This is a genomic window from Planosporangium spinosum, from assembly GCF_049999945.1.
Taxonomy (GTDB): Bacteria; Actinomycetota; Actinomycetes; order Mycobacteriales; family Micromonosporaceae; genus Planosporangium; species Planosporangium spinosum.
Window position 1 is genome coordinate 181,324 of record NZ_JBLYUB010000002.1, and the last position, 26,038, is coordinate 207,361.

The window sequence follows — 26,038 nt, forward strand, 5'->3', positions numbered from 1 at the left end:
GTCCTCCTCGACGCGTCGCCTGCGATACGCGTACCGGCCGGTCCGGCCGCGGGCGGTTCGACGGTGCTGCCTGCCTGCGGTGTGCGGATCAGCGCGGGCCGATTCCCTCGTCCGCGGTACGGACCGGGAAGACCCGGTTGAGCCCGGTGATGTTCAGCAGGTGCTGCACCCGCTGGACGGGCGCGTACAGCTCCAGCCCGCCACCGACGGCGGCGAGCCGCTTGTGGAAGCCGACCAGCACGGCGAGGCCGGTCGAGTCACAGAAGGTCACCCGGGACAGGTCGAGCACGAGCCGGCCACCGGCGGCGAGGTACGGTGCCGCGACGCGGCGCAACTGCTCGGCGGTACTGATGTCGAGCTCACCGTGGATCCGCAGCACCGTGCCACCGTCCAACTCGCTGGCCAGCTCTTCCACCACAAGCTGGGTGCGGGGGGTCGCCATCACTTCTCCCAACGGCCGCGTCTGCTGGGTCCATGATGTCAGTGCGCGCCACCGGTGCCACCCCCGCCCCTCGCGGCGTCGGTGCGCCTCACCGGGTGGCGACGGCCGCCTGCCGGTCGTGGGCGGTGGCACCGGCCGGATCGGGCAGCGTGGGCAGGAACCGGGGCGGCTTGCGGACCTGGGTGGACTGTTCGAACGCGTAGGCGTACCCGATCAGCCGCGGCTCGCTCCATGCGGTACCGAAGAACGACACGCCGATCGGCAGCTCGCCGCGGGCGTACCCGGCGGGCACCGTCACGTTCGGGTAGCCGGCCACGGCCGCCGGCGTGGACGAACTGGCGAAGTCGGTGAAGTCGTCGCCGTGCGCCAGGTCGGTCACCCACGCCGGGCCGTTGGTCGGTGCGACGATCGCGTCCAGCCGGCCGGCACGCAGGGTGCCGTCGATGGCCGCGCGGGCACCGTCGGTGGCCGTGGCCCGCAGCTCGCGGTATGCCGGGTCGGACAGGTCACCGCTGGTCCGCTGGGCCTCCTCGAAGATCTCCTGGCCGAAGTAGCGCAGCTCGAGGTCGGCGTGCTGCCGGTTGAACTCGATCAGCCCGGCGAGGTCCGCCGGGTGCGGCCCCGGCCGCTGCGCCAGGTACGCGTTGACGTCGTGCTTGAACTCGGCCAGCAGCGCCGGGTACTCGGCGTCGCCGACGGCGTCCAGGCCGGGCAGCGTCACGTCGACCACGGTGGCGCCGAGCCGGCGCAGCCGGGCGACACTCTCGTCGAGCACCCTCGCGGCGTCGGCGCTGGTACCGGCCGCCTGGCGCCACGCGCCGATCCGGGCGCCCCGCAGGGCCTGCGGGTCGAGGGCGCGCAGGTAGTCGCGGCCGGCGTACGGCCCGGCCGGGGCGGTGCCCGGGTCGCGCGGGTCGACGCCCTGGATCGCCGAGAGCACCGCGGCGGCGTCCGTGACGGTCCGGGTCATCGGGCCGGCGGTGTCCTGCCGGGCCGAGATGGGCACCACGCCGGCCCGGCTGACCAGGCCCAGTGTCGGCTTGATCCCGACCACGTTGACGGTCCCGGACGGGCACACGATCGAGCCGTCGGTCTCGGTACCGATGGTCACGGCGGCGAGGTTGGCCGCGGCGGCGACCGCCGAGCCACTGCTGGAGCCGCACGGGTTGCGGTCGAGGACGTACGGGTTGGCGGTCTGGCCGCCGCGCCCGCTCCAGCCGCTCGACGAGGCCGTGGAGCGGAAGTTGGCCCACTCCGACAGGTTCGCCTTGCCGAGGACGACGGCGCCGGCGGCGCGCAGCCGGGAGACCAGATACGCGTCACGCGCCGGTACGGAGCCGGCCAGCGCGTACGAACCGGCGGTGGTCCGCTCCCGGTCGGCGGTGTCGATGTTGTCCTTGAGCAGGACGGGGATACCCTCCAGCGGCGACCGGGCGCCGTGCCGGCGGCGCCGGGCGTCACTGGCCAGCGCATCGCGCGTCGCGTCCGGGTTGGTCTCGATCACCGCGTGCAGCGCCGGGTTGAGGTGCCGGATGCGGGCCAGGTAGAACCCGGTCAACGCCGCCGCGCTGAGCCGGTGCCGGTCCATCGCGCGTTGGAGGTCGGCCACGGTCGCGCGCTCGAGGTCGACACCGGCGAGGTGGGTACCGGCCGATGCGGCGGTGGTAAGTCCCGCGGAGCCGTCTCCCGCCGGGCCCGCGGCGGCGGCGGCGCCTGCGGTCACCCCCGCGCCGACCAGGGCGAGCGCGCAGACCAGGACGACCGACGAGCCGAGCCGTACGCGGGGAACCGACCCGCGCGGCCGTCCAGGGACGGCGGGTGGACCCGGCCGTCCGGGGACGGCGGGTGAGGGTATTCGTCGCATGGCGACCTCCGGGGCCCGGGGACAGGTCCCGTCGTGTCTAGACCTGTCGATGTCCCTTTCCAACCGGCCCGGACCGCGATTCCGGTTGATGCGAATTCGTCCACAGATCCTTGATCCCGAAAGCAATTCATGTCCGTGTACCGCGTCGCGGACGCGTGGTTCGCGTGCCGCACCGCGACCGCCGGACGGAGGCCACGTACCACGCTCGTGGTACGCTCCACCGCGATGGTGCGCGGCAGGTTCGACTTCAGCCACACGGCCCTCGACAACCTCGAACTGTTCGGCGTCACGCCGCGGGAGGTGCTCGAGGCGCTCGGCGCGGCGAGCCGCCTGGTGCAGCACATCGACGACGACATGCTGCGCGTCGTCGCCCCGACCTCGCTCGGGAGGCTGCTGGAGGTCGTCCTGACCGAACGCGGCGACGACGAGTGGGTCGTCTTCCTCGCCCGCGAAGCCGGCGGGCGGGCCAAACAGGCCTTCGACGACTGGGCGGGAGGCCCACGATGAACGACAAAGAAGTACTGCGCCGCTTCCAGACCGGTGAGGACCTCGACGACCTGGTCACCGGTGAACCGGTACGCGGACTGCCGCGCCCGGACAGCCCCGAGCCGATGGTGTCCCGCTCGATCCGACTGCCCGTCGCGCTCGACGAACGGATCCGGTCCGTCGCCGAGGCCCGGGGCATCGGCGCGACCACGCTGATGCGAGAGTGGATCGAGAAGGGCCTCGCCGAACTCGACCACAGCGCGACCGTGCCGCTGGCGGACGTGATCCGGGTGCTCGCCTCGTTGTCGCAGAAGCCGACCCGGGCCGCCTGACACCGCTGCCCGGACCACCTGACGCCCCGGCGCATCACCGCTCGCCTTTCGGGGTACCAGTCGGCACATGGATCAATCCGTTCGCGGTGTGCTGTTCGACGTCGACGGCACCCTGGTCGACACCAACTACCTGCACGCGGTCACCTGGTGGGAGGCGCTGCGCCAGGCGGGATACACCGTGCCGATGGCGCGGATACACCGGGCCATCGGGATGGGCTCGGACAAGCTGCTCGACCACCTGCTCGGCCCGGACCGTGACCGGGACCGGGACGCCGAGATGAGCGGCGCCCACCTCGCGCTCTACACCACCTACTGGGAGCGGCTGCGCCCGCTGCCCGGCGCCGCGGACCTACTGCGCGCCTGTGCCGCTCGCGGCCTGCGCGTGGTGCTCGCCTCCTCGGCGTCGCAGAAGGAACTCGGTGCCCTGCGGCGCGCCCTCGACGCCGACGACGTCATCCACACCGCCACCAGCAAGAGCGATGTCGAGTCGAGCAAGCCCGACCCGGACATCCTCGCCGTGGCGCTGCGCGAGTCCGGGCTGTCGCCCGACGCCGCGCTGATGGTCGGCGACGCGGTGTGGGACGCCGTGGCCGCCGCGCGCGCGGGCGTCGCCTGTATCGGTCTGACCTGCGGCGGCACCAGCGCGGCGGAGCTGCGCGAGGCCGGCGCGGTGGAGACGTACGACGACCCGGCCGCGCTCTGCGAGAACCTGGAGCGCTCCGCCATCGCGAAGCTGATCGGGTGACGCGAGCCCGCCGGGGCCGGGTGGGGCGACGCCTCCCGGGCCGGGTGGGGCGACGCCTCGCCGGCCGCGTGGTCCGACGCCGGCCGGTCGGGATCCGCCGGCCGGCCCGTCACCGTGACCTCGCCGCCCGCGTCGTGCAGGTGGTGGTCGTGGCGGACGTGGCCTCGCCCGGATAGACCGCACCGACGATCACGCAGTACTCCGCCCGGGGGTCCGTGCCAGCGAGGACGTACCCCCGACTGCCGGCCGGCAGGGTCGTCACCACGGCAGCCGGAGCACCGTCCCGCGCCACCGCGACCACGACCGGTGCCGGCGCCGGATCGGGCCACCCGACGACCAGCCGCGTACCCTCGTCGCGCACGTCTACGGGGAGCGGCTCGTGGCCGGTGGGAGCGGGCCGGGCCGGGGCGGAGCGGTCAGCGGGCCGGCGGGCCGATTCTCCGCCGTCGCCGATGGCGACCGCGATCGCGGTGGCGACGGCCGCTACGACCACGACCACGACGGCGACCAGGACCAGCAGCCACCGGCGGGTACGGCGCGGCCGGCGACCGCCCTCCGGCGCCGCACTGACCGGGAGCGGCGGGACGGCAACCGGGAGCGGCGGGACGGCGACCGGGGCCGGCGGGACGGCAACCACGACGGGTTCGGAAGAGATCGCGACCGGCTCCGGCGGCGCCGGCTCGGCGGGCGGCATGGCCGGCGCCGGCTCGGCGGGCGGCTCCGGTGACGCCGGCTCCGCCGGTTCGAACTCGGCCGACTCTCGCCGGATCAGGGCGGCCAACGGGTGCCACGGGTCGAGGCGGGCCTGGCAACCGGCCCGCGCGACGGTCAGCAGCCGGCGGGCGACCGCGTCGTCACCGGCCCGCCGGGCCGTCCGGGCCAGTTCCACCGCGAACCGGATGGTGTCCGGGTCGGTGATGCCGTAGGCGCGACGCAGCCCCTTGTACGCGGCCTCCAGCGCGGCCCGGGCGGCCTCGGCCCGCGCATCGCCACCCCGGTCGGGATCGGCCTCCGTACCCTCCGCGGCCCGGTCGCGGTGCAGCAACGCCAGATACGCCCGGGCCAGGCGTACCGCCCGTCCCGCCGGCCCGGACTCGCGGAACCGGCCGTCCAGCACCCGCCGGTACAGCTCCTCGGCGGCCGCGAGGTCACCGCGCGCCTGAGCGACTGTCGCCAGTACGGTGAGCGCCCGCGCGGTGGCCGGGTGGCCGGCGCCCAGCCGGGCCACGCACTCGTCCGCGAGCGGCTGCGCAAGCGCGTACGCCTCCTCGGTCTCCCCGAGTTCGCGCAGCACCTCGGCGAGCATGCGCCGGGCGGTGACGACGGCGAGCCGGTCCGCCGGCCGGTCGGCGCCGGCCAGCAGCGCGGTCAGGACGTCCCGGGCGGCAGCGAACTGCCACCGCTCCTGCAGGCGCGCCGCCTCCGCCAGCCGGTCGGCGAAGTCCGGGGCCACCGCGATCACCTCCCTGCGCCGCCCGCGCGCCCGAGCCTAGAGGCGGCGGTAACGCAGGGGAAGGGTATGAATGCGCAAGGTGCCGCGAATCGGCCCGGGTGGCGCGGCACAAGGCGGGCGGATGCGCGTCACAGGGCCGCAGGTGTCAGGATTTGGCCGATGGGTAGATCAGTCCCATGCGACGCTTGGACAACTACCCCGAACCAGTCTCCGATCCGGAGTCCGAGGGCCTACCCGACGTGGTCGACGACGACCACATCGCCATGGAGGAGAGCCGGGCCGAATCGCCGCGCGAGGCCGACGGCCCCGACCCGGCGCCCCTGCCCGGCCGCGCGCCGATGGCCATCGACCGGTACGGGGTGACCCCGGAGGAGGCCCGGATCGGCGAGTCGCTGGACTACAAGCTGGCCCGCGAGGAGCCACCCGAGGAGGGCGCCGGCCTGGCCAGCCCCACGGCCAGCGCCCAGGCCGACCTGGTCGACAACCTTCCGGGCGACAACGTCGACCTGGACAACGACGAGGTCGACCGGCCGGATCCGGACGCCGGGCTGGCCGACGACGCTCCGCTGGAGCCGGACGACTCGCCGGTCTCGCTGTACGACCGCCCCGGCGCGATCCCGGACGCCGGCCGGCCGATCGGCCGGCTCGTCGAACCCGACGAGGGCGCGCACGAGGACCGCGAGAAGGACGCGGTGGCCTGGGACGCCGGCCCCGACGGCGGCGGCCCGACCGCCGAGGAGATGGCGATCCACGAGGTCCCCGAGCGGTAGAACCGGCGGCCGGCCGCCACCCCACGGGCAGCAGCCGGCAGCGCGGCACCGACCGCCGGTGATGCCCTGACGCACGGCCGTTGACCGGCGACATCCGTCGGCACCCGTCGCTGACCGGTGGCGATATCCGGGCACGCCCCCGCTGGCCGGCGACGCTGTCCGGGCACGCCGGCCATTCGTGGATGACAACGGGACATATGCGTCACCCGCTAGGGTCCTCCGGGTGACGAGGACTCGCACCGGGGGTGTCCTGCTGGGCTTGTCGCTGGTCGCCGTCTCCCTGAGCGCGGTCGACCTGCGCCTCGCCGTGACCGCCCCGGTCACCGCGCTCCTCGCCGGACTGTGGCTGGACCGGTTGCGCACGGCCGTCCTCGGGTTCGCCGCCACCCTCGGCACGGGCGCGGTGCTCGCCGCCGTCGTACCGTCCCCGATCGCCGCCGGCAGCCGGCTCGTTGCCGTCGCGGTCTTCGGCGGCATGCTGCCCTGGCTGGTCGGTCTCGTCTGGCGGCAGTCCAGGGAGCTGGTCCGGACCGGTTGGGAGCGCGCCGCCCACCTCGAACGCGCGCAGTGGCTCGCCGCCGAGCAGGCAAGGATGCGCGAGCGGGCCCGCATCGCGCAGGACATGCACGACGCCCTCGGCCACGACCTGAGCCTGCTCGCGCTGCGTGCCGGCGCGCTCACGCTCGCCGCCGACCTGCCCGAGCGGCACCGGGCCGCGGCCGGCGACCTGCGCGCCGGTGCCGCCGCGGCGGTCGCGCGGCTCGGCGAGGTGATCGGGGTGCTGCGCACGGACGCCGACCCCGCACCCGCCCGACCGGCCGGGACGGACGTCGCCGACCTCGTGGCCGGCGCGGCCACGTCCGGCCTCGACGTGCGACTGGTCGTCGAGGGCGACCCGGCCGGTGGGCCGCTGCCGGAGCACGCGGTGTACCGGGTGGTGCAGGAGGCGCTGACGAACGTCGCCAAGCACGCCCCGGACGCCGCGACGACCGTCCGGATCGCGTACCCGCCGGACGGCGTCGAGGTCGAGGTCGTCAACGAGGTCGCGGCGAGCGGTCCCCGCCGGGGCGGTCGCGGCGGGCCCCGGACGGCGCCGAAACCCGGCGGGTACGGCCTGGCCGGCCTGCGGGAGCGGGTACGTCTGGCCGGCGGCACCTTCACCGCCGGCCCGCACGACGGCGGGTTCGCCGTCGTCGCCCGGCTGCCACGCACCGCGGTCGCGACGGAGGCGTCCACGTCCACGGCAACGGCCGCCGCGTCGACGCCGGTGTCCACGCCCACGACGGAGCCCTCCCCCACCAGCGGTCACCTGCGCCGTGCCCGCCGACGGGTCGGCCGCGCGGTGCTCGCCGCGGCGGTCGTCCCACTGCTCACCTTCACGGTCCTGACCGGAGTGCTGTGGGGCTGGTCCTTCCACGTCACCGGGCAGGCCGTACTCGACCGGCACAGCTACGCCGCGCTGCGGGTCGGGCAGACCCGCGCCGAGATCGGCGCGCTGCTCCCCCGGCGGCAGGCGCCCCAGCCGCCGCCCGCGCCGCGCCCACCGGGCGAGGGGGTCACCTGCGAGTACTACGCAATGACCCGCAACCCGTTCGACAACCGCTCCGGCGACGCGTACCGGCTGTGCTTCCGCGCGGAGGTCCTGATCACGCTGGATACCCTGACGTGGTGAACGCGATCCGGGTGGTGGTGGCCGACGACGACCCACTGGTCCGCGCCGGCGTACGGGCGGTGCTCTCCGCCGACCCCGGCATCGAGATCGTCGCCGAGGGCGCCGACGGCCGGGCCGCCGTCGACCTCGTCCAGCGGCACCGGCCCGACGTGGCGGTCCTGGACATCCGGATGCCGGGCACCGACGGCATCACCGCCACCAACGAGATCAGCCGGACCGTTCCGGGTACCGGGGTCGTCCTGCTGACCACCTTCGGCGAGGACGACTACATCCTGCGGGCGCTGAGCGGCGGCGCGAGCGGCTTCCTGATCAAGTCCGGCGCGCCGGAGGAACTCATCGCCGGGGTACGGGCGGTCGCGGGCGGCGCGGCGTACCTGTCGCCGACGGTCGCCGCCCGGGTCGTCGCCCACCTCGCGGCCGGCGCCACTGCGCGGCGCGGTACCGCCCGGGACCTGGTCGCCCAGCTCACCGGCCGGGAGCGGGAGGTCCTGGCGTACCTGGGCGCCGGCCTGTCGAACGGGCAGATCGCCCGCCGGCTGTCCGTGGTGGAGGGCACCGTCAAGGCGCACGTCAGCTCCATCCTGGCCCGGCTCGGGGCACCGAACCGGGCCGCCGCCGCGGTAGTGGCCCACGAAGCCGGCATCGTGCCGACCGCCGACTGACGCGCCAGCGGGCGGGTCGCCGGCAAGGGGACAGCGGGCGGGTCGCCGGCAAGGGGACAGCGGGCGGCCCGGCGACTAACGCGCCACCGATCGGGCCGCCCTGGCCAGCAGGCGGGACGCCGCCGGGGTCGCCGCGACGACCAGCGACGCGCCGACCGTACCGCCCAGGAGCAGCCCGGCGGCGACGTCGTGCGGGTAGTGCACCCCGGCGACGACCCGCAGCAGCGCGACGGTGACGGCGAGCGGAACGGCCGGTACCGCCAGCCGCGGCGACAGCACTACCAGCCCGGCCGCCAGGGCGCCCGCGATCGTGGCGTGGTTACTCGGGAAGGACCAGTCCCCGACCGGCGGGCAGCCGGCCAGGTCGGTGAGCGCCCGGCACGGCCGCTCCTGGTCCACCACCAGTTTCAGGGCCTCGCTGAGGCCGTAGGCCACCACGGTCGCGGCGCCGACCAGCAGCGCTCCGGCCACCGCCGGCCGGTCCCCGCGCCACGCGGTCCAGGCGTGCCAGCCGAGCAGGGACGCCAGGACCAGCAGCCCGGCGCCGGCGCCCGCCCCGGCCGGTTCGCGCAAGCCCTCCGGTACCGCCTCCACCAGCCAGCGGTACCCGTCGGCGGACCGGCCGGCGGTGACCCGCTCCACCCTCGGGTCGCCCAATCCGCCCGGCGCCAGCAGCAGCATCCCACCGGCGCCGGTCACCAGCAGCGCGAACGCGGTCAACATTCGGTTCATGGCGGCCGACCGTACGCAGCCGGCGCACCCCGTACCCGACCCGGAAGCCAGGGGTGGCCGTTAGACCTTCGTCAGGGTTGACACGCCCGCACCCCGCAGACCCCCGAACTCCCGTGATCGCGCAGAGGGTGCGTGGCAACGGCAACGCGAACCCTCCGTGATCAGGGAGCCCGGGGTCCCTGATCACGAAGATCCGATCAGCGGCGGCCCAGCAGCTTCGCGGCCGCCACCGCGCCGGCGGCCGCCAGCGCCGCGCCGCCGAGCAGCAGGCCGTGGTGGTGGGAGGCCCACAGTTGCGGTGCCCGGGTGGTGGCCCGGTCGTCGAAGTCGCCGTGGGCGCCGTAGTCGGCCGTGGCGTCGGCGGGTTTCCACAGGTTGGTCGGCTGGCGCGGGTCGGCGGGCCGGTCGGTCTGCTGGGACGAGTAGCCGGTGCGGGCGAGGTAGCGGTCGAGCAGGCCGGGGGCGACCGCGTTGGCGATCAGCGTCGCGGCGGTGGAGGCGCCGACCCAGTACTCGCGGCGGCCCGGGTGGTCGGCGGCGTAGACGATCGCGTCGGCGGCGACCTCGGGCTGGTAGATCGGTGGTACCGGTTGGGCGCGGCGGGGCAGCCGGGACAGTACCCAGCCGAACTGCGGCGTGTTGACCGCCGGGAGTTGGACCATGGTGGTGCGTACGTGGCTGCCGGTGTGCAGCAGTTCACAGCGCAGCGACTCGTGGAAGCCCTGGATGGCGTGTTTGGCGCCGCAGTAGGCGCTCTGCAGCGGGATGCCCCGGTAGGCCAGGGCGGAGCCGACCTGCACGACCGTGCCGTGGTCGCGGGGCAGCATCCGCGTCAGGGCGGCGCGGGTGCCGTAGACGTAGCCGAGGTAGGTGACCTCGGTGACCCGGGCGAACTCCTCCGGGCTGATCTCGGCGAACGGCGCGAACACCGACGTGAACGCGTTGTTGATCCAGATGTCGATCGGTCCCAGCTCGGACTCCACCCGGTCGGCGGCGGCGAAGACGGCGTCCGCGTCGGCCGTGTCCACCGGTACCGTCAGCGCCGTGCCGCCGCGGGCGCGGACGTCGACGGCCGCCGCGTCGAGGCCCTCCTCTCCGCGCGCGAGCAGCGCCACCTGGGCGCCCCGGATGCCGTACCGGCGGGCCACCGCCCGCCCCACGCCACCGCTCGCTCCGGTGATCACCACCACCTGGTCCCGTGCACGCATACCCATGGTCTGAGGATGCCCACGACGGGTCCGATCCAATCGGTGATGTTCACACCGTTGCGTGGCACCGGGCGCGATCACGGTTAGCCGGGTGCCATGGCGGGCATCCCGGATACGTGGCCAAGACCGAATACCTGATCAATACAACACCGGACCGGGTGTTCGCGGTCCTCGCGGACGGCTGGACGTACAGCGACTGGGTGGTCGGGACCGCGCACATCCGCGCCGTCGACCGTGGCTACCCCGCCCCCGGCACGGCGTTGCACCACAAGGTGGGGCCGTGGCCGTTCTCGATCGCGGACAAGTCGGTGGTCCTCGACTGCGAGCAGGACCGGATGCTGCTGCTGCGGATACGGCTGTGGCCGATGGGTGAGGGGCGGGTCCGCCTCGACCTCGCCCCGGCCGGCGCCTCCGCCACCCGGGTCACGATGATCGAGTACTTCCCGGCGGGCCCGACGAGGCTCCTGCACACCCGGGTCAGCGACATCGCCCTGCACTGGCGCAACAAGGAATCACTGCGGCGGCTGGCGGACCTGGCCACCCGCCGGGCGGCCGACCGGGCGCACCAGCGGTAACCGGTCCGGTCAACCATCTCAGCGATACACGGCGCGCTGCGCCGTCCGGATCGCAGCCGCGTACAGGTCGCCGGCCACCACCCGGTCGCGGACCAGGGCCGCCCGGGCCGCGTTCGCGCCCGGCGCGCCGTGCACCCCGCCACCCGGGTGGGCGCTGGAGCTGGCCAGGTAGAGCCGGTCGACCGGGGTGTCGGCGCGGCCCAACCCGGGCACCGGGCGCAGGAACAGCTGCTGGTACGGCGCCGACGTACCCCCGTTGATCGCCCCGCCGACCAGGCTCGGGTTCTCCGCCTGAAGCCAGCCCGGCCCGGCCACGTGCCGGCCGACGACGAGGTCCCGGAACCCCGGTGCGGCGGAGGAGATGACCGCCTCGATCCGCTCGACGTGCCGCTCGACCTCGGCGGCCGGCCACTTCTCCCGGCGCGGCAGGTGGGTGTAGGCCCACATCGACTCGGTACCGGCCGGCGAGCGGGTCGCGTCGGTGGTGGTCATCTGGCCCAGCAGCAGGAACGGCCGCTCCGGTACCCGCCCGGCGGTCAGGTCCGCGGCGTACTCGACCAGGCCCGCCACGTCGGCGCGCAGGTGCACGGTACCCGCGCCGCGCACGTCCCCGGCCGTCCACGGCAGCCGGCCCGACAGCGCCCAGTCGACCTTGATCGTGGCGTGGTCCCAGTGGAAGTCGTGCAGGTCTGCGACGAGCCGGGCGGGCAGCCGGTCGGCGCCGACAAGGTCCAGGAAGAGCGACGGGGCGGGTACGTCGGCGAGCACGGCCCGGCGGGCCCGCCAGAACCGGCCGCCGGCGGTCCGCACCCCGAGCGCCCGGCCGGCGCCCACCACCACCCGGTCGACCGGCTCCCCCGTCCGGATCTCGCCGCCCCGCGCGCGTAGCCGCGTGACCAGCGCCTCGGTCAGCCGGCTGGCCCCGCCGGCCGGTACCGGGAAGCCGTACTGCTGGCCGAGCATGGCCAGCAGCCACCCGTACGCCGCGCTGCCGCCGTCGGCCGGGGAGAGGTCGGTGTGCAGGGCCAGCCCGGCCAGCAGCGCCCGCCCGCCCTCGCCGGCGAACAGCTCCTCGCCGAGGCCCCGGGCCGGCAGCAGCAGTCGCCGGGCCAGCCGCAGCAGGCCGGCGGTGCGCAGCCGGCGGTACAGGGCGAGCCCGGGCCGTACCGGCGGGAACGGCCGCATCAGCGCGCCGATCAGGTCGTCGCTCAGGTCGCACCACTGGGCGTACGCGCGGCGCCAGCGCGCGCCGTCGCCGGGCGCGAACCCGTCCAGCGAGGCGGCGGTGACATCGACGTCGCGGTCGAGCGTGACCGCCCGCCCGTCGGGCAGCAGGTGGGTCAGCACGTGCGGGGCGTGCGTCCAGCGCAGCCCGTACTCGGTCAACCGCAGGTCGCGCAGGGGCGGCGCGGCGAAGCCGAGGGGGTGGAACGCGCTGCACACGTCGGACTCGAAGCCGGGCGCGGCCAACTCGGTCGACCGCACGGCGCCGCCGAGGTGGTCGGTGGCCTCGCCGACGACGACGTCCCAGCCGGCGTCGGCGAGCATGTTCGCCGCGACCAGGCCGTTGTGGCCGGCCCCGACGACCACCGCGTCGACGGTCTCCCAGCCCATCAGAACGTCCTCCGGTACAGCGCGCAGCCCCGGCACACCGCCGGCGGGTCGTCGGCGGCCAGCCGGCGGCGGAAGTCGCGGTAGCCGGGCGAGTGCCAGATCTCGGCGAAGCCGGACTCGGTCAGCCGGCCCAGCGACACCCGGTCGTCCCCCATCACCATGCAGCACGGCTGCACGACACCCTGGCTGGTGACGTACACCGACTCCCAGGGCCAGGTGCAGCCGGGCCGGCCGGGCTCGGCCGGCACCGCCGCCAGCCGGGGTAACCGCAGGGTCAGTCCGTACGTGTCGGCGGCCCACCGCGCCGCGACGAAGGCGCGGTCGGCGGTCTCGGCGGACTCCGGTGACGTCCACAGCCCCTCGGCGGCGGCGAACTCGCGGATGCCGGTGTAGCGGCCGGCCGGGTCGGTGTCGGAGAAGTCGTGGCTGAGGTTCTGCACCCGCAGTTCGTCCACGCCGATCCGGGCCAGCAGCGCGACCAGGTCGGGCAGTTCGGCGACGTTGCGGCGCATGGCGACGAAGACCACCCGTACCCACGGGGTGGCGCTGCCGGCGTCGCGCTTGGCGGCGACCAGGCCGGCGAGGTTGGCCACCACGGTGTCGAACGTGGCGCCCTGCCGGATGCCCTCGTAGGTGCCGGCGGTCGCGCCGTCGAGCGAGACGTGCAGCCAGTCCAGGCCGGCCGCGACCAGCTCGTCGGCGCGGCGGCGGTTCAGCAGCGTGGCGTTGGAGTTGAAGCCGACGGTCAGGCCGCGCGCCTTGGCCTGCCGTACCTGGTCGAGCAGGTACGGCGACAGCAGCGGCTCGCCGAGCCCCTGCATGGTGAGCCGGCGCAGCGTCGGCACCCCGTCGAGGATGCGCGTGAACAGCTCCGGCGTCATCGCCCCGGCCAGCTTGTTGACCGGCGGCCGGTAGCTGACCAGGCACATCGTGCAGCGCAGGTTGCAGGCGGAGGTGATCTCCACCTGGAGTTCGCCGGGCAGCGGCGGCGCGTCCGTCCACGTCGGTGACACCGGTGCGACCATTCCCACTCCTCCCGCCGATTGACCCGCCCTGTACCCCGCGCCGCGTCGGCCAATCCACGATGGTTTGGCACCCACCCCTCCGGGTACGGCGCAGAGTCGATGGACGTCACGAATCAACTGCGTGCCGCCGCGCGTAAACGCTTCGGCTGGGAAGAACTGCGCCCTGAGCAGGCGACCGCGATGGAGGCCGTGATGGCCGGCCGGGACACCCTCGTGGTCGCGCCGACCGGCGGCGGCAAGTCCGCGATCTACCAGGTTCCGGCAACCCTGCTGGCCGGCCCGACGCTGGTGGTCTCGCCGTTGCTGGCGTTGCAGTACGACCAGATCGCCGGGCTGGCCGACCGGGAGGACGCCGCGCTCGCCGCGGTCCGGCTCAGCTCCGCCGAGAGCGCCGGGGCGCAGCGCGCCGCCCTCGAGGCGCTGCACTCCGGGACGGTCGAGTACGTCTTCGTCACCCCCGAGCAGCTCGCCGACCCGGAACGGCTCGCGGCGATCCGGGAGTGCCGGCCCAGCCTCATCGCCGTCGACGAGGCGCACTGCATCTCCTCGTGGGGGTACGACTTCCGCCCCGACTACCTGCATCTGGGCCGGGCGGTCCGGGAGCTGGGCCACCCGCCGGTGGTCGCGCTCACCGCGACGGCCTCCCCGCCGGTACGCGAGGACATCATCGACCGGCTGGGGCTCGCCGACCCGGCGGTGGTGATCGCCGGGCTGGATCGGCCCAACGTCTTCCTGGAGGCGGTGCAGTGCGTCGACGAGGACCAGCGCCGGCAGCGGCTGCTGGCCCGGCTGCGCGAGTCGCCGCCGCCCGGCATCGTGTACGTGCCGACCCGGCGGACCGCCGAGGAGCTGGCGGCCTGGTTGACCGAGTCCGGCGTCGAGGCGGCCGCGTACCACGGCGGCATGGCGGTGCGCGAGCGCACCCGGCGCCACGAGGCGTTCGCAGCCGACGAGGTACCGGTCATGGTGGCGACCAGCGCCTTCGGCATGGGCATCGACAAGCCCAACATCCGCTGGGTCAACCACGTCTCGCTGCCCGACTCCCCCGACAGCTACTTTCAGGAGATCGGCCGGGCCGGACGCGACGGCGAACCGGCCCGGGCGCTGCTGCTGCACCGCACGGAGGACAGCGGCCTGCGCCGGTTCTTCGCCTCCGGCCTGCCGGCCGAGGCGGACCTGACGCGGCTGGCCGAGGCGCTGCGCGCCGGGCCCGTGACCCGAACCGCGCTGCGCGAGAAGATCGGCCTCGGCCCGCGCAAGGTCGGCGAGCTGCTGGCCCTGCTGGAGGACGTCGGTGCGGCGGTTGCCGGCCGGGGCGGGAAGTGGCGCACGCCCGCGTACGCGCCGCACCCGGCGGAGGCCGCCGCGGCGGCGGTGGCCCAGGCGGAGCGCCGGCAGACCGTCCAGCGCTCGCGGCTGGACATGATGCGCAATCTCGCCGAGACGACCGGCTGCCGCGGGCAGGCACTGCTGGCCTACTTCGGCGAGTACCTCGCGCACCCGTGCGGGCACTGCGACAACTGCCTGTCGGGCTTGGCGGAGGAGGTCGAGACGGCCGAAGCCGCGGGCCCGTACCCGGTGCACAGCCGGGTCACCCACCCGGAATGGGGGGCCGGGACCGTCCTGCGGTACGAGGGCGAACAGATGACCGTGCTCTTCGACGACGTCGGGTACAAGACGCTGTCGGTCCCGGTGGTCGAGGAGCAGCACCTACTGACCTGATCGGGAGGATCTCCGTGGCCCAGTTCGGCTACACGCTGATGTGTGAGCAGACCCCACCCACCCAACTTGTCGAGGACGCGGTCCGCGCCGAGCGGGCCGGCTTCGACTTCGCGGTCATCTCCGACCACTACTACCCCTGGCTGGCCGAGCAGGGGCACTCGCCGTACGCGTGGGCGGTGCTCGGCGCGGTGGCGTACACGACCGAGCGCATCGGGCTGATGTCGTTCGTCACCGCGCCGATCCGCCGGTACCACCCGGCCGTGGTGGCGCAGAAGGCCGCGACGATCGGCGTGATGTCCGGCGGCCGGTTCACCCTCGGGCTGGGTGCCGGGGAGAACCTCAACGAGCACGTCGTCGGCGCCTGGCCGCACGTGGCAGCGCGCCACGACATGCTGGTCGAGGCGGTCGACATCATCCGGCCGCTGCTGGCCGGCGAGACCGTGCACCACGGCGGCGAGTACTTCGAGGTACCCGAGGCGAAGCTGTGGGACCTGCCCGAGGAGGGTGTGCCGATCGGCATCGCCGTGTCCGGCCCGGCGTCGTGCGAGCTGGCCGGCGAGTACGCCGACGTCATGATCGCCGTCGAGCCCAAGCCGGAGCTCGGTGAGATGTTCGACGCCGCCGGTGGCGCCGGCAAGCCACGGTACGGCCAGCTGCCGGTCTGCTACGGACCGGACGAGGCGCAGTGCCGCAAGACCGCCTACGAGCAGTTCCGCTGGACCGGGCTGGGCTGGCCGGTCAACGCGGAGCTGCCCAACCCGCGGTCGTTCGCGGCGGCCAGCGCGGCGGTGCGGGAGGAGGACGTGGCCGAGCAGGTGCCCTGCGGGCCCGACCTCGACCGGCACGTCGAAGCGGTCCGCACGTACGTGGCGGCCGGTTTCACCCACATCGCGCTGATCCAGGTGGGCGCCGAGGGCCAGGGCACGTTCCTCGACTTCGCCGAGCGTGAGCTGCTGCCGGCCCTGCGGCGGTTGTAACCGGGTACCGCGCCGGTCGGCCGACGCCTCATGCCGGCCGACCGGTACTGATCAGCATGAAAGGCCGGAAGGCCATGCCCAGCGCACGAAGCTGGAACGTAACCTCCCGGCCTGTCCGATTCTGATCAGGCGCGCCGCTCCTCGTTGTGCCCGCCGAGGGCGGCCCACACCTGGTTGATCGTCTCGAATACCCGCTCTGCGGGCAGGGCGGCAAGCCGGTCGATGACGTCCTGCGGAGCATCGTTCTCCTCGGCGGCCGCGAGCAGGTCGTCACGGTCGCCGGGCAGCGCCGACAACGGGATGTAGCGTCCGATCCGGCTGCGCTGCTCGACCTCCTCCGGGGTCATGCCGGCCGGGACGCCGGTCCGCTCGTACCCGACGGGCACGCGCGTCGGGTTCGGCTGGTCCTCACCGGCCGGCTCGGGATCGCGCCACTCCTCCACGCGGGTGTCCACCCCGCCCTGGAGCATGCCGCGAACCTCGTGTTCCATTTCGTCGTCGAGCCGTGGCCCGTGCTTCGAATTGCCGCGTTCCATGGGACGTGGGTACCCGCGCCTTGCTGGCCGCAAACCCAGGCACAAACGACCTAACGGTCGGTGTATCGGCCGGCAGACATGGGTAACCCGTCAATGTCTCGCCGCTGGCGCACCCGTGCGGTACGCGCCGTCACGGCGGGGAACCCATAGGAGGTGTGCGATGGCCATTGGCCTTTCGAACCGGCGGGACCGCGACGGGCGGATCGCCGGAGATCACGAAACCACCACTGACCCGACCACCGGGGCGTCCGCTGCTGACGCGCCGGTACGCGCCACGACGGACACCGACCGTGACGGCTACGGTCGGCACGCGGATCCCCGGACCGAACGGGTGGACCCATCGGCCGGGGTGGACGGTGTCCGCGGGGCGACGGCCCCGCACCAGCGGCGCGCCACCGGCACGCCCGTACCGCCCGGCGGCGCGGTCGCTCCGGTACCGCCCGGCGGGGCGGTCGCTCCGGTACCGCCCGGCGGCGCGGTGGCCGCGGTACCGCCCGGCGGCGCGGTCGTGACGGCCGCCCCGGCGGAGCGGACCCAGCGCATGGATCCCGATCAGGAGCCGGTACTGCTGGAGCGCGGCCGCACCGCGATCGCCGACCGGGACCGGACCGAGCCCGTCCGCACCGACGCCGTCGAGCCCGCGCGCCGGGCACACACCAGCATCACCGCCACGGTGAGCCTGATCGTCGGTGTGACCGCCACCCTCGCGGCGCTGAGTGGGCGGCTGGCGCCGGTCGCCGTGGCCGCCGGCGTACTCGGCCTCCTGCTGGCCGCCGCGGCGCTGACCGCGGTCTCGCGCCGGCACGTGACCGGCCACCACGTCGCACTGCTCGGCCTGGCGTTCAGCATCGCCGGAGTGGTGTTCGGCATCCTCGCCATCAGCCGGGCGGTGCCCTGGCTCGACGGTGGGGCAGACCAGGCCGCCGCGCTCCGCGACTGGCTCGACGCCCGGCTGCCGTGGCTGAGCCACTGGTGACCGACGCACCACCGGATGACCACCACGAACACCGGGCGGGGTCCCGGGACGGGCGGGACGACCGCCGGTCCCGGGACCCCGCGCCCGGCCGGCGGAGATGACGACCGGCCCCGGGACCCCGCGCCCGGCCGGGCGACGGCAGCCATGCCCGGCCAGCCCACCGCGACCCTGCCCCACCCAGCCCACTGCGGCCGTGTCAGTCAGCCAGCCCACCGCGGCCGTGTCAGTCAGCCAGCAGCCCCTCCCGCAGCACCCGCAGCGAGTGGCCGAGCAGCCGCGACACGTGCATCTGCGATATCCCGGTCTCGGCCGCGATCTGCGACTGGGTCATGTTGGCGAAGAAGCGCATCCGCAGAATCCGCTGCTCGCGGTCGGGCAGGCGGGCGATCAGCGGTCGCAGCGCCTCCCGGTGCTCCACCCCTTCCAGCAGCGGGTCGGCCCCGCCCAGCACGTCGGCCAGTTCCGCGCCGACCGCGCCGCGCAGCGGGACCTGCAACGACAGCGTCCGGTAGGCCGGGGCGCACGCCATCCCGGCCAGGATGTCCTCCTCCGGCTCGCACAGCCAGGCGGCCAGGTCCGCGACGGTGGGAGCGCGCCCGAGTCGCTGGGTCAGCGGCTCGACCTCCCGCGCGATGCGCAGCCGCAGTTCCTGCAACCGCCGGGGTACCCGAAGCGCCCAACCCTTGTCCCGGAAGTGCCGCTTGATCTCCCCGATGATCGTGGGCACCGCGTAGCTGCCGAACGGCACCCCCCGTCGCGGGTCGTACGCGTCGACGGCCTTGATGAGCCCGACGGCGGCGATCTGTACCAGGTCGTCGAGTGGTTCACCCCGGTTGCGGTAGCGCCTGGCCAGGCATGCGGCCAGCGGCCGGCACCGGTTGATGAGCTCGGCCCGCAGGACGGCCCGGGCGGGATCGTCCGGCGCGAGCGCGCATATCCTCGCCATCAGGCCGGCGACGCGCTCGTCAAGGTCTCCGTCGACCGGGAACGTCCGATGAGCACGGTCGAGCGCTGCGGTCATCGCGGTTCGCCCCCCTTGCGCACACGGAAACAGCCCCGCGCGGGGCGGCGCACGGCACCGGGTGAGGCCCGCGCGTCCACGGCGCATGAGGCTGGTCAACTCGCACAACACGGCAATGCTCAACTCGCGGAACAGGGCAATGCTCAACTCGCGGAACAGGGCAATGCTCAACTCGCGGAACAGGGCAATGCTCAACTCGCGGAACAGGGCAATGCCCCGGCGTCCGATCCGGACGCCCTGCTGGCGGCCGCTCCGGCACGGCCGGCGCCCTGTCACGGCGGGCACCGAACCACCTGACGGCGGCACGCGGCCGGTGGGTCCGTCACCGGCTCGGCACAACGGCACCACGGTACGCCTCGACACAAGATCAGCGAGTAAACACGCCGGATTCGGGTACTCCCGCCGGTGGCCCGACCGGCCGGCACGAGGAGGCGATACCCGTGACCGTACTGCGGACGCGCCGTGCCCTCCGTCCCGGTGCGCCGCGGTGGTCCCGTCCGGTCGTCACCGAGCACGCCCAGCTGACCGGCCGTACCCAGATCGCCTCCTTCGCGTCCTACCGGGACGCCGAACGGACCGTCGACCTGCTCGCCCGCACCCACTTCCCGGTCCACCGGCTGGCCATCGTGGGCGGTGGCCTGAAGCTCGTCAGCGAGCCGGGCGGCGGGGTCACCGCCGGCCGCGCCGGGTCGCTGGGCGCGTGCGGCGGGCTGTGGGTCGGCGTGCTGATGATGCTGTTCGCGTTCGCGGTGGGCCGTCCGGTATCCGACAGCCTGCCGGTCGTCGCGTCGTGGGTGCTGCCGGTCGGCGCGCTGTTCGGCGGTGTCGTGGGCCTGGCCGGGTACGGGCTGCTCGGCGGGGCGGATGACCGCACGGCCCGGCGGTGCCTGGTCCCGACCCGGCACGAGTTGCACGTCGACATCGAGGTGGCCGCGTCGGCCTGGCGACTGCTGCTCAAGCTCCACCCGGCCGGGATGACGCTCGTCGACCGGGTACCCGCCCAGGTGGTGGCCCTGCCCACCGAACTCGTCCTGATCGAGACATTCGCACCGACCGAACCGGCAGAGACGGCCGAGACGGCCGAGACGCCGACGGCCGGGTCGGCCGAATCGACCCGGCCACCGGAAGCCACCGGGGGGTCGGAAGCGCGCGAACCGTCGGAGGCAACCGGACCGTCGGCAAGGCAGCCGGTCCCACCGCTCCGGGCGGCGCACCTACCCGCGGTCTGACGACCGCCCGCCGGCCGCCCACGCCACGCGGCTCCGCCTACCGCCCGGCGGTCTCCGCCCGGCTGCGCCCGCCGCCCACCGCCACGCGGCTCCGCCCGGCTGCGCTTCCCGCCCGCCGCCCACCGCCACGCGGTTCCGCCTACCGCCGGATCCGTCCGGTGAAGACGGTCGTTTGGCCTCATGACCGGCGGGTACGACGGTGACACCTGCAAATCTGGAGGAGTCATGGCGTCAGATGCCGTCAGTTTGATCATGGACGACCACCGGATGATGGAGAGCCTGTTCGCACAGGTGCAGTCCGGCAAGGGCGACCGCACGGCGCTGGTCGAGGAGATCGCCGCGCGCCTCACCGCGCACGCGAACGCCGAGGAACAGAAGGTCTACCCGGCGCTGAGCAAGGCCAAGCCCAGCGAGTCCGACGAGGTCGAGCACGGCTACCACGAGCACGACGAGGCGGAGGAACTGCTCCAGAAGGCGATACGCAACCTGGACTCGCCGCAGTTCGAGCAGATGTTCACCGAGTTCGTGGACGCGGTCACGCACCACGTGGAGGAAGAGGAGAGCGAGATCCTCCCCGCGCTGCGCGACGCCGTGGACACCGCCACCCTCGAGCAGCTCGGCACCGCCTTCACCGAGGTGCGCCTGCGGGAGTTGCGCGAAGCCGGCTTCGACGACACGGGGTCGGCGTACGCCGCGGCGTACGAGAAGGGCCGTTCGGACCTCGCCGACGCCACCCGCGACGAGCTGTACGAGATGGCCAAGGAGGCGGATATCCCGGGCCGCTCCACCATGAAGAAGGACGAACTGGCCGACGCGCTGCGCGAACAGGACTGACGTCCGCCGATACGCGCGGGCGCCGCGGGGTGACCTCCTCCCCGCGACGTCCGCGCGTATCGGACACCGGACGCCGGCGTACGGTGCCCCGGCCCCGTGGACACCGGCCGGCAGGAGATCGGCCGCGGCCTATTCCGGGTGGCAGGCTGCGCGACGGACCCGTACCGGCCGCCGCGACGGCCCGCGTGACCTGCTGAAACCGCGCGGGTCGAGTACAGTGACCTTTGATCATGGTCGACGTCGGGCAGCTCCTCGCCCCGGCCGGCACCCCCGCCGCCGGCCTCGACGTGCTGCGCCTGGCGGACCTGTGCCGCCGCCTTCCGCCTCATCTGACGGGGCGGCCGCTGCGCGCGTCGTGCCATGTCCTCATGCTCTTCAGCGTCGGGCGGGGCCGGCACGCCATCGACTTCGTCGACTACGAATGCCGCCCCAGTACGCTGCTGTGGGGTCGGCCGGGGCAGGTCCACCGGCTCATCGGCGGACCGGGGCTGGACGCGACCGTGCTGCTGTTCACCTCCGCCCTGTTACCCGGCCCGGACGGGGCCGGCGACCCGCTCGACCTCCTGCTCCACGATCCGTTCGCGCCGGCCAGTTGGCTACCCACCGGCGAGGACGAGGAAGCGATCATCACCGAGGTCGCCCAGCTCGCGACCGATCGGGAACGGCTCGCCGCCGGCGAGGGGGTACCGGTGGAGCTGCTGCGGCACCAGCTCGCCGTCCTGCTCGTCCGGGTCGCCGCCCTCGCCGGTACGACCGCCGTACCGCGGGCGTCCGAGACCACGGTGACCCGCTTCCACCGCGAGCTGGCCGGCTCGTTCGCCGCCACCCGCCGGGTCGAGGACTACGCCGAGCGGCTGGGCGTGTCGGTGCGCACCCTCACCCGCGCCTGCCTGCTCACCTGCGGCCGCAGCGCCAAACAGGTCATCGACGCGCGCGTGGCGCTGGAGGCGAAGCGACTACTCGCGTGCGGCGACGAGCCCGTGGCGTCGGTGGGGCGGCGCCTCGGGTTCCCCGAACCGACCAACTTCGGTCGCTTCTTCGTCCGCGAGACTGGCCTCACCCCGGGAGAGTTCCGCGCGACGATCGGTCCGCGGCTCACCCCGTCCGCGCGCCCCGGGGTACGGGGCGGGTAGCGGACCGCCAGGCCGGGAAGGCAGCATAGCGGCGTGTCTTCGCCCGATCACCTCACCGCCGTCGCGCGTGACGCGCGTGCCCTCGCCGCCCGGGGCGACCTGGACGGCGCGCGGGCGCTGCTGGACCGGGTGCTCGATCCGGCCACCACCGCGCTCGGCCCGGACCATCCCGAGGTCCTCGGCGCCACCCGCCTGCTCGCGTCGCTGCACCGCGACCTGGGGGACCTGTCGGGTGCCCGACGGATCCTGGAGGAGGCGCTGGCCGCCGGCCAGTTCACCCTGGGTGACGACAACCCGGCGCTGCTGCCGCTGTCGTACGACCTGGCCACGCTCGCCGACGAGCTGGGCAACCGGCACGAGGCGCGGCGCAACTTCACCCGGCTGCTGCGCCAGGGACCGGCGGCGCTCGGCCCCGACCACGAGTACGTCCGGGCGGCACGCCGGTACCTCGGCGTCACCGCGTCTCCCGCGACCGGCGCGCCCACCGCCCCGGCGCCGGCGCAACCACCGGCGCACCCGGCACCGCCCTCGGCTCCCCCGACCGCACCGGTGACCCCGATGCGGCCGGTGACCCCGGCGCCGTTCCCCGCGCCGCCGGGCCCCGTCTCACCCGGTCGGACGGCACCGGGCCGACCGACCGCCGACACCGTCCCACCGGCACCCGACACCGTCCAACGGCAACCGCAGCGATTCCCGCCCGCACCGGACACGTTCCGGTCCCTACCCGACACCGTCCGCCCGGCACCGGACAGCTTCCCACCGGCAGCCGACACCTTCCGGGTGCAACCGTCATGGGCGTCGCGGGACAGCGACGCCCACCGGCACTCGCGGGCACCCCTGCTCGTGCTCGTGGTCGTCGCCGCGATGGCGCTGCTCGGTGGTGGAATCGCCGCCTATCTGGTACTCCACGCGCCGCAGCGGGGGCCGGGGCAGGCGACGCCGTCGACGCCGACGACGCCGTCGGCCGAGGCCGGCGACCTGCGCCCCCCGGGCGACCTGGCGCTGCGCGACAACGGCACATCCGTCACCCTGACCTGGACGGACCCTTCGCGCGGCACGGTGCCGTTCGTCGTCGCGGGTGGCCGCGCGGACAATGCACTCAAGCCGCTCGGATCGGCCGGGTCAGGAGAGACCACATTCACCGTCTACGGTCTCAACTCGGCTCCCGACTACTGCTTCCTGGTGGCGGCGGTGTATTCGACACAGCACACCGTACCGTCGGATCTGGCCTGCACCAGGCGCGGCGCCTCCCCCCCAGCCCGGCGCTGAGCTGCGGATATGTCAGTTTTCCACAGAAAATCGCACGGGTATCGACACCGTTCCACCAACGAATAAGATGGGCGCCGGCTACGGGGAGGAGCGCTCATGGTGAGCACACGGATGCGCGCGTTGGCGCGCGGCCGGGGCGGGCTGGTGACGGTCGGCACCGTCGCCGCGCTGCTGCTCGGAATCGGCGCCACGCTGTTCGGTCTCGGCGCGGCGAACAACGCGCTCGCGAACTTCGATGCCGCCGCCTGGCTGTGGAGCACCAACAAGGGCGAGGTCGCCCGGGTCAACGGCGTCACCGGCCGGGTCGACACCCGGTACAAGGTCTCCGACGCCCTCGGCCATTCGGTGCAGGTCAGCCAGACCGACCGGTACGTCATCCTGCGGGACCTCACCACCGGCAAGGTGAGCGTCCTCGACCTCGCCAGCCTCCGGCTCGCGGCGAGCACCCAGACCACCGCCGGCCTCGGCGTGACGATCGCGCTGCACGGGGACACCGCGTTCGTCATCGACGCGGTGCAGGGCATGGTCAGCCAGCTCAACCCGGCCACCCTCACGCCCATCGGCGCCCCGCTGCGGTTCATGCCCGGCCTGTCCGGCGGCACCTTCGACACCGACGGTCGACTGTGGCTGCTGGTGCCCGGTGAGGGCAGCGTGGTGGCCGTCGAACCCACGTCCGTCCCCAGCGGCAAGGCACGCGACGGCGGCGGTGCCGGCGGGTCGGCCGCCGGGGACCCGCGGGTGGTCCGGACGGAGTCCGTCGCCGACCCCAGCCATGACCTCGCCATCTCCGTGCTCGACAGCGGCGTGGCCGTCCTCGACAAGACCGCCGCCACGCTGACGACCCTGCGCGACGGCACCACCCGGAAGATCTCGCTGTCGCTGACCGGCCCGGGCGCGATGCCGGCGCGTACCAGCGGCGGCGACGTTCCCGTCACCGTCGTCGACGGCCGCACCGTGTACGTGGTGAGCGGCGACAAGGTCAACCAGTTCACGGTGCCCGGCGAGGGCGCACAGCTCAAGCCGTGCGTGGCCTGGTCCAAGCGGCTCTACTGTGCCGACGAGACGACCGGCACCGTGTACGTGCTGGACGGCTCCGGCCACCTCGCCAGCACCATCGCGCTGCCCAACTCCGCCGGCACCCCGCTCGACCTCGAGGTGCGCGAGGACCACCTGTTCATCAACGCCCCCAGTGCCGCCAAGGCCGAGGTCGTCGACAACAAGGGCCGCGCGAAGCAGGTCGACAAGTACGCCAACAACATCCTCGGCGGTGACCCGCCACCGCCCCCGCCCCCACCGCCGCCGGCGCAGAAGCCGCCGGTGACCGCGCCCGGCGCGCCGGTCAACGTCCGGGCCGCGGCCGGCAACACGACCGCGCGCGTCACCTGGGGTCCCGCACCGGCCAACGGCGCGGCGATCACGAAGTACGTGGTGGAGGGCGACGGCAAGGTCCACGAGGTCGGCGCCGACCAGCGCGCCCTCGACGTCACCGGGCTGACCAACGGCCAGTCCTACACGTTCACCGTCTACGCGGTGAACGCCAAGGGCAACGGGCCCAAGCGGGCCGCCAACCCGGTCGTGCCGACCTCCGAGGTGCCCGACGCGCCGGTGAGCGTCACCGCCACCGAGAACAAGGACGGCACGGTGACGGTCACCTGGCCGGCCGCCAACGGCCAGGGCCACGCCGTGGCGCGCTACGTCGTGTCGGCCATCTCGGCGGGCGGGCCGGCGGCACAGGTCGGTGAGACCGACAAGCCGACGCTCACCATCCCGGCAGGGCAGCAGCTCACCTACGGTACGCAGTACGCGTTCACGGTGACGGCGGTCAACGACCGGGGTGCGAACTCCAAGCCGTCGCCGCTGAGCAACACGGTCGTGCCGTACGCCGTACCGGGCAAGCCGGTGAAGCTCAAGGCGCTGACCTCCGCCGACAAGGCCGGGACGGTCACGGTCACCTGGAGTGCGGCGCCGGAGAACGGCCGGCCCGTCACGAAGTACGTCGTGAACGCGAACGGCCGCGGCCAGGAGGTCGCCGGCAGCGCGACGTCGGCGACCGTGACCGGCCTGCCCAACGGGGCCACGGTCACCGTGAAGGTCCACGCGGTGAACGCCGCCGGAGACGGCCCCGACGAGGTGACCACCGCGCAGACGATGAGCCCGCCGCAGCCCCCGACGCCGGTAAGCGGCATGCCGAACGACGCGTCGTCGATCACCTTCAAGTTCACCGTGGGAGCCGGCGGCGCCAGCAGCAGCGTCACCACGTGCACGGTCACTGTCAACAACGGCTCCTACAACGGCCCGTGCGACGGCATCAAGGTCGGCAACCTCGTCGCCAGCAACAGCTACAACTACACGGTGACAGCGACCAACCCGGCCGGCACGTCCAGCCCGACGAGCGGTTCGGCCAGTACCGCGCGGGTTTCCGGTACCGCCTACTGCGAACCACCCACCAGCGACCCGGCACAGCAGGCGTGGTGCGGCGGCAAGAACGCGCTGGAGGTGCAGCCCAGCCCGGCGGTGCTGTACCAGAACCAGAAAGGCAAGACCGAAAGCGGCCAGCCGTACGACGCGTACTGCTACACCGAGGGCGATGACGTGGACGCCTGGGATTACAACCACAAGAAGCACAGCAATAAATGGGTCAGCATCAAATGGAACGGCAGCGGCCCCCGGCAGTACTACACCCCGCTCAGCTGGCTGAACGTCAACGGCCTCACCGGAAGCTGGGACGTCGGCCCGCTGCCGCACTGCTAACCCGTACCCG

At 74.0% G+C, this 26,038-nt stretch carries 24 protein-coding genes; 15 read left to right on the top strand and 9 right to left on the bottom strand.

Annotated features, from left to right (window positions below; genetic code table 11):
- Positions 1–88: 88 nt before the first annotated feature.
- Positions 89–442: an STAS domain-containing protein gene (locus ACNTMW_RS03625; RefSeq protein WP_426631894.1), complete on the bottom strand. Its 354-nt coding sequence runs from the start codon at positions 440–442 to the stop codon at positions 89–91.
- Positions 443–530: 88 nt separating this feature from the next.
- On the bottom strand, positions 531–2,306 hold the full coding sequence (locus ACNTMW_RS03630; RefSeq protein ID WP_426631895.1) for an amidase: 1,776 nt from the start codon (positions 2,304–2,306) through the stop codon (positions 531–533).
- A gap of 225 nt (positions 2,307–2,531) precedes the next feature.
- Between ACNTMW_RS03630 and ACNTMW_RS03635 the strand changes: the two genes are divergently transcribed.
- From ACNTMW_RS03635 to ACNTMW_RS03645, 3 genes are all read left to right on the top strand, one after another.
- Positions 2,532–2,813 (top strand): hypothetical protein, encoded by a 282-nt coding sequence (locus tag ACNTMW_RS03635; protein ID WP_426631896.1) that lies wholly within the window; start codon positions 2,532–2,534, stop codon positions 2,811–2,813.
- The gene (locus ACNTMW_RS03640) at positions 2,810–3,124 is read left to right on the top strand and encodes a hypothetical protein (protein ID WP_426631897.1); all 315 of its coding nucleotides are present in this window, start codon (positions 2,810–2,812) and stop codon (positions 3,122–3,124) included. Before ACNTMW_RS03635 ends, ACNTMW_RS03640 begins: the two co-directional genes overlap by 4 nt.
- 67 nt (positions 3,125–3,191) lie before the next feature.
- Entirely contained in the window at positions 3,192–3,869 is a 678-nt protein-coding gene (locus ACNTMW_RS03645; protein WP_426631898.1) for an HAD family hydrolase, read from the top strand.
- Positions 3,870–3,978: 109 nt separating this feature from the next.
- Here ACNTMW_RS03645 and ACNTMW_RS03650 read toward each other — a convergent pair whose 3' ends face one another.
- The gene (locus ACNTMW_RS03650) at positions 3,979–5,322 is read right to left on the bottom strand and encodes a tetratricopeptide repeat protein (RefSeq protein ID WP_426631899.1); all 1,344 of its coding nucleotides are present in this window, start codon (positions 5,320–5,322) and stop codon (positions 3,979–3,981) included.
- A 176-nt stretch (positions 5,323–5,498) separates the two neighbouring features.
- Between ACNTMW_RS03650 and ACNTMW_RS03655 the strand changes: the two genes are divergently transcribed.
- The 3 genes from ACNTMW_RS03655 (at position 5,499) to ACNTMW_RS03665 (ending at position 8,426) form a co-directional block, all read left to right on the top strand.
- Positions 5,499–6,092 carry a DUF5709 domain-containing protein gene (locus ACNTMW_RS03655; protein ID WP_426631900.1) on the top strand — a complete coding sequence of 198 codons (594 nt, stop codon included), beginning with the start codon at positions 5,499–5,501 and terminating at the stop codon, positions 6,090–6,092.
- A gap of 223 nt (positions 6,093–6,315) precedes the next feature.
- Positions 6,316–7,764, top strand: coding sequence for a sensor histidine kinase (locus ACNTMW_RS03660; protein WP_426631901.1), 1,449 nt, complete (start codon positions 6,316–6,318; stop codon positions 7,762–7,764).
- Complete coding sequence (locus ACNTMW_RS03665; RefSeq protein WP_426631902.1) at positions 7,761–8,426, top strand: response regulator transcription factor; 666 nt, start codon at positions 7,761–7,763, stop codon at positions 8,424–8,426. The genes ACNTMW_RS03660 and ACNTMW_RS03665 overlap by 4 nt, the downstream gene beginning before the upstream one ends.
- A 75-nt stretch (positions 8,427–8,501) precedes the next feature.
- Here ACNTMW_RS03665 and ACNTMW_RS03670 read toward each other — a convergent pair whose 3' ends face one another.
- Together ACNTMW_RS03670 and ACNTMW_RS03675 are read right to left on the bottom strand one after the other, a co-directional pair.
- The gene (locus ACNTMW_RS03670) at positions 8,502–9,158 is read right to left on the bottom strand and encodes a phosphatase PAP2 family protein (protein WP_426631903.1); all 657 of its coding nucleotides are present in this window, start codon (positions 9,156–9,158) and stop codon (positions 8,502–8,504) included.
- A gap of 197 nt (positions 9,159–9,355) precedes the next feature.
- Complete coding sequence (locus ACNTMW_RS03675; RefSeq protein WP_426631904.1) at positions 9,356–10,372, bottom strand: SDR family oxidoreductase; 1,017 nt, start codon at positions 10,370–10,372, stop codon at positions 9,356–9,358.
- A gap of 110 nt (positions 10,373–10,482) precedes the next feature.
- Here ACNTMW_RS03675 and ACNTMW_RS03680 point away from each other — a divergent pair, with 110 nt between their 5' ends.
- Entirely contained in the window at positions 10,483–10,941 is a 459-nt protein-coding gene (locus ACNTMW_RS03680; protein ID WP_426631905.1) for an SRPBCC family protein, read from the top strand.
- A gap of 18 nt (positions 10,942–10,959) precedes the next feature.
- Here ACNTMW_RS03680 and ACNTMW_RS03685 read toward each other — a convergent pair whose 3' ends face one another.
- Positions 10,960–12,555 carry a phytoene desaturase family protein gene (locus ACNTMW_RS03685; RefSeq protein WP_426631906.1) on the bottom strand — a complete coding sequence of 532 codons (1,596 nt, stop codon included), beginning with the start codon at positions 12,553–12,555 and terminating at the stop codon, positions 10,960–10,962.
- Positions 12,555–13,580 carry a radical SAM protein gene (locus tag ACNTMW_RS03690; protein ID WP_426631907.1) on the bottom strand — a complete coding sequence of 342 codons (1,026 nt, stop codon included), beginning with the start codon at positions 13,578–13,580 and terminating at the stop codon, positions 12,555–12,557. Before ACNTMW_RS03690 ends, ACNTMW_RS03685 begins: the two co-directional genes overlap by 1 nt.
- 99 nt (positions 13,581–13,679) lie before the next feature.
- Between ACNTMW_RS03690 and ACNTMW_RS03695 the strand changes: the two genes are divergently transcribed.
- Both ACNTMW_RS03695 and ACNTMW_RS03700 read left to right on the top strand, forming a co-directional pair.
- Positions 13,680–15,302, top strand: coding sequence for a RecQ family ATP-dependent DNA helicase (locus ACNTMW_RS03695; RefSeq protein WP_426631908.1), 1,623 nt, complete (start codon positions 13,680–13,682; stop codon positions 15,300–15,302).
- Between the two features lie 14 nt (positions 15,303–15,316).
- A complete protein-coding gene (locus ACNTMW_RS03700) occupies positions 15,317–16,279 on the top strand; it encodes a TIGR03557 family F420-dependent LLM class oxidoreductase (protein ID WP_426631909.1) in 963 nt (320 codons plus the stop codon).
- Between the two features lie 125 nt (positions 16,280–16,404).
- On the opposite strand, the gene ACNTMW_RS03705 is transcribed toward ACNTMW_RS03700, so the two are convergent.
- Complete coding sequence (locus tag ACNTMW_RS03705; protein WP_426631910.1) at positions 16,405–16,815, bottom strand: DUF2795 domain-containing protein; 411 nt, start codon at positions 16,813–16,815, stop codon at positions 16,405–16,407.
- 160 nt (positions 16,816–16,975) lie between these two features.
- Here ACNTMW_RS03705 and ACNTMW_RS03710 point away from each other — a divergent pair, with 160 nt between their 5' ends.
- Positions 16,976–17,791 carry a hypothetical protein gene (locus tag ACNTMW_RS03710; RefSeq protein WP_426631911.1) on the top strand — a complete coding sequence of 272 codons (816 nt, stop codon included), beginning with the start codon at positions 16,976–16,978 and terminating at the stop codon, positions 17,789–17,791.
- A gap of 223 nt (positions 17,792–18,014) precedes the next feature.
- On the opposite strand, the gene ACNTMW_RS03715 is transcribed toward ACNTMW_RS03710, so the two are convergent.
- Positions 18,015–18,812, bottom strand: coding sequence for a SigB/SigF/SigG family RNA polymerase sigma factor (locus tag ACNTMW_RS03715; RefSeq protein WP_426631912.1), 798 nt, complete (start codon positions 18,810–18,812; stop codon positions 18,015–18,017).
- Between the two features lie 440 nt (positions 18,813–19,252).
- Here ACNTMW_RS03715 and ACNTMW_RS03720 point away from each other — a divergent pair, with 440 nt between their 5' ends.
- From ACNTMW_RS03720 to ACNTMW_RS03740, 5 genes are all read left to right on the top strand, one after another.
- Positions 19,253–20,041: a general stress protein gene (locus ACNTMW_RS03720; RefSeq protein WP_426631913.1), complete on the top strand. Its 789-nt coding sequence runs from the start codon at positions 19,253–19,255 to the stop codon at positions 20,039–20,041.
- A 225-nt stretch (positions 20,042–20,266) separates the two neighbouring features.
- Positions 20,267–20,875, top strand: a complete 609-nt coding sequence (locus ACNTMW_RS03725; protein ID WP_426631914.1) for a hemerythrin domain-containing protein — start codon at positions 20,267–20,269, stop codon at positions 20,873–20,875.
- A gap of 230 nt (positions 20,876–21,105) precedes the next feature.
- The gene (locus tag ACNTMW_RS03730) at positions 21,106–22,008 is read left to right on the top strand and encodes a helix-turn-helix domain-containing protein (RefSeq protein ID WP_426631915.1); all 903 of its coding nucleotides are present in this window, start codon (positions 21,106–21,108) and stop codon (positions 22,006–22,008) included.
- A 33-nt stretch (positions 22,009–22,041) separates the two neighbouring features.
- The gene (locus ACNTMW_RS03735; protein ID WP_426631916.1) at positions 22,042–23,277 is read left to right on the top strand and encodes a fibronectin type III domain-containing protein; all 1,236 of its coding nucleotides are present in this window, start codon (positions 22,042–22,044) and stop codon (positions 23,275–23,277) included.
- Positions 23,278–23,373: 96 nt separating this feature from the next.
- Positions 23,374–26,028: a fibronectin type III domain-containing protein gene (locus ACNTMW_RS03740; protein WP_426631917.1), complete on the top strand. Its 2,655-nt coding sequence runs from the start codon at positions 23,374–23,376 to the stop codon at positions 26,026–26,028.
- The last annotated feature ends 10 nt before the right edge of the window (positions 26,029–26,038 follow it).

Coding starts and splice junctions, on each gene's coding strand:
- ACNTMW_RS03625 (WP_426631894.1), bottom strand. CDS start 442: ATGGCGACCCCCCGCACCCAGCTTGTGGTGGAAGAGCTGGCCAGCGAG.
- ACNTMW_RS03710 (WP_426631911.1), top strand. CDS start 16,976: ATGGCCATTGGCCTTTCGAACCGGCGGGACCGCGACGGGCGGATCGCC.
- ACNTMW_RS03655 (WP_426631900.1), top strand. CDS start 5,499: ATGCGACGCTTGGACAACTACCCCGAACCAGTCTCCGATCCGGAGTCC.
- ACNTMW_RS03645 (WP_426631898.1), top strand. CDS start 3,192: ATGGATCAATCCGTTCGCGGTGTGCTGTTCGACGTCGACGGCACCCTG.
- ACNTMW_RS03670 (WP_426631903.1), bottom strand. CDS start 9,158: ATGAACCGAATGTTGACCGCGTTCGCGCTGCTGGTGACCGGCGCCGGT.
- ACNTMW_RS03695 (WP_426631908.1), top strand. CDS start 13,680: ATGGACGTCACGAATCAACTGCGTGCCGCCGCGCGTAAACGCTTCGGC.
- ACNTMW_RS03685 (WP_426631906.1), bottom strand. CDS start 12,555: ATGGGCTGGGAGACCGTCGACGCGGTGGTCGTCGGGGCCGGCCACAAC.
- ACNTMW_RS03730 (WP_426631915.1), top strand. CDS start 21,106: ATGGTCGACGTCGGGCAGCTCCTCGCCCCGGCCGGCACCCCCGCCGCC.
- ACNTMW_RS03675 (WP_426631904.1), bottom strand. CDS start 10,372: ATGGGTATGCGTGCACGGGACCAGGTGGTGGTGATCACCGGAGCGAGC.
- ACNTMW_RS03715 (WP_426631912.1), bottom strand. CDS start 18,812: ATGACCGCAGCGCTCGACCGTGCTCATCGGACGTTCCCGGTCGACGGA.
- ACNTMW_RS03690 (WP_426631907.1), bottom strand. CDS start 13,580: ATGGTCGCACCGGTGTCACCGACGTGGACGGACGCGCCGCCGCTGCCC.
- ACNTMW_RS03705 (WP_426631910.1), bottom strand. CDS start 16,815: ATGGAACGCGGCAATTCGAAGCACGGGCCACGGCTCGACGACGAAATG.
- ACNTMW_RS03635 (WP_426631896.1), top strand. CDS start 2,532: ATGGTGCGCGGCAGGTTCGACTTCAGCCACACGGCCCTCGACAACCTC.
- ACNTMW_RS03630 (WP_426631895.1), bottom strand. CDS start 2,306: ATGCGACGAATACCCTCACCCGCCGTCCCCGGACGGCCGGGTCCACCC.
- ACNTMW_RS03640 (WP_426631897.1), top strand. CDS start 2,810: ATGAACGACAAAGAAGTACTGCGCCGCTTCCAGACCGGTGAGGACCTC.
- ACNTMW_RS03740 (WP_426631917.1), top strand. CDS start 23,374: ATGGTGAGCACACGGATGCGCGCGTTGGCGCGCGGCCGGGGCGGGCTG.
- ACNTMW_RS03725 (WP_426631914.1), top strand. CDS start 20,267: ATGGCGTCAGATGCCGTCAGTTTGATCATGGACGACCACCGGATGATG.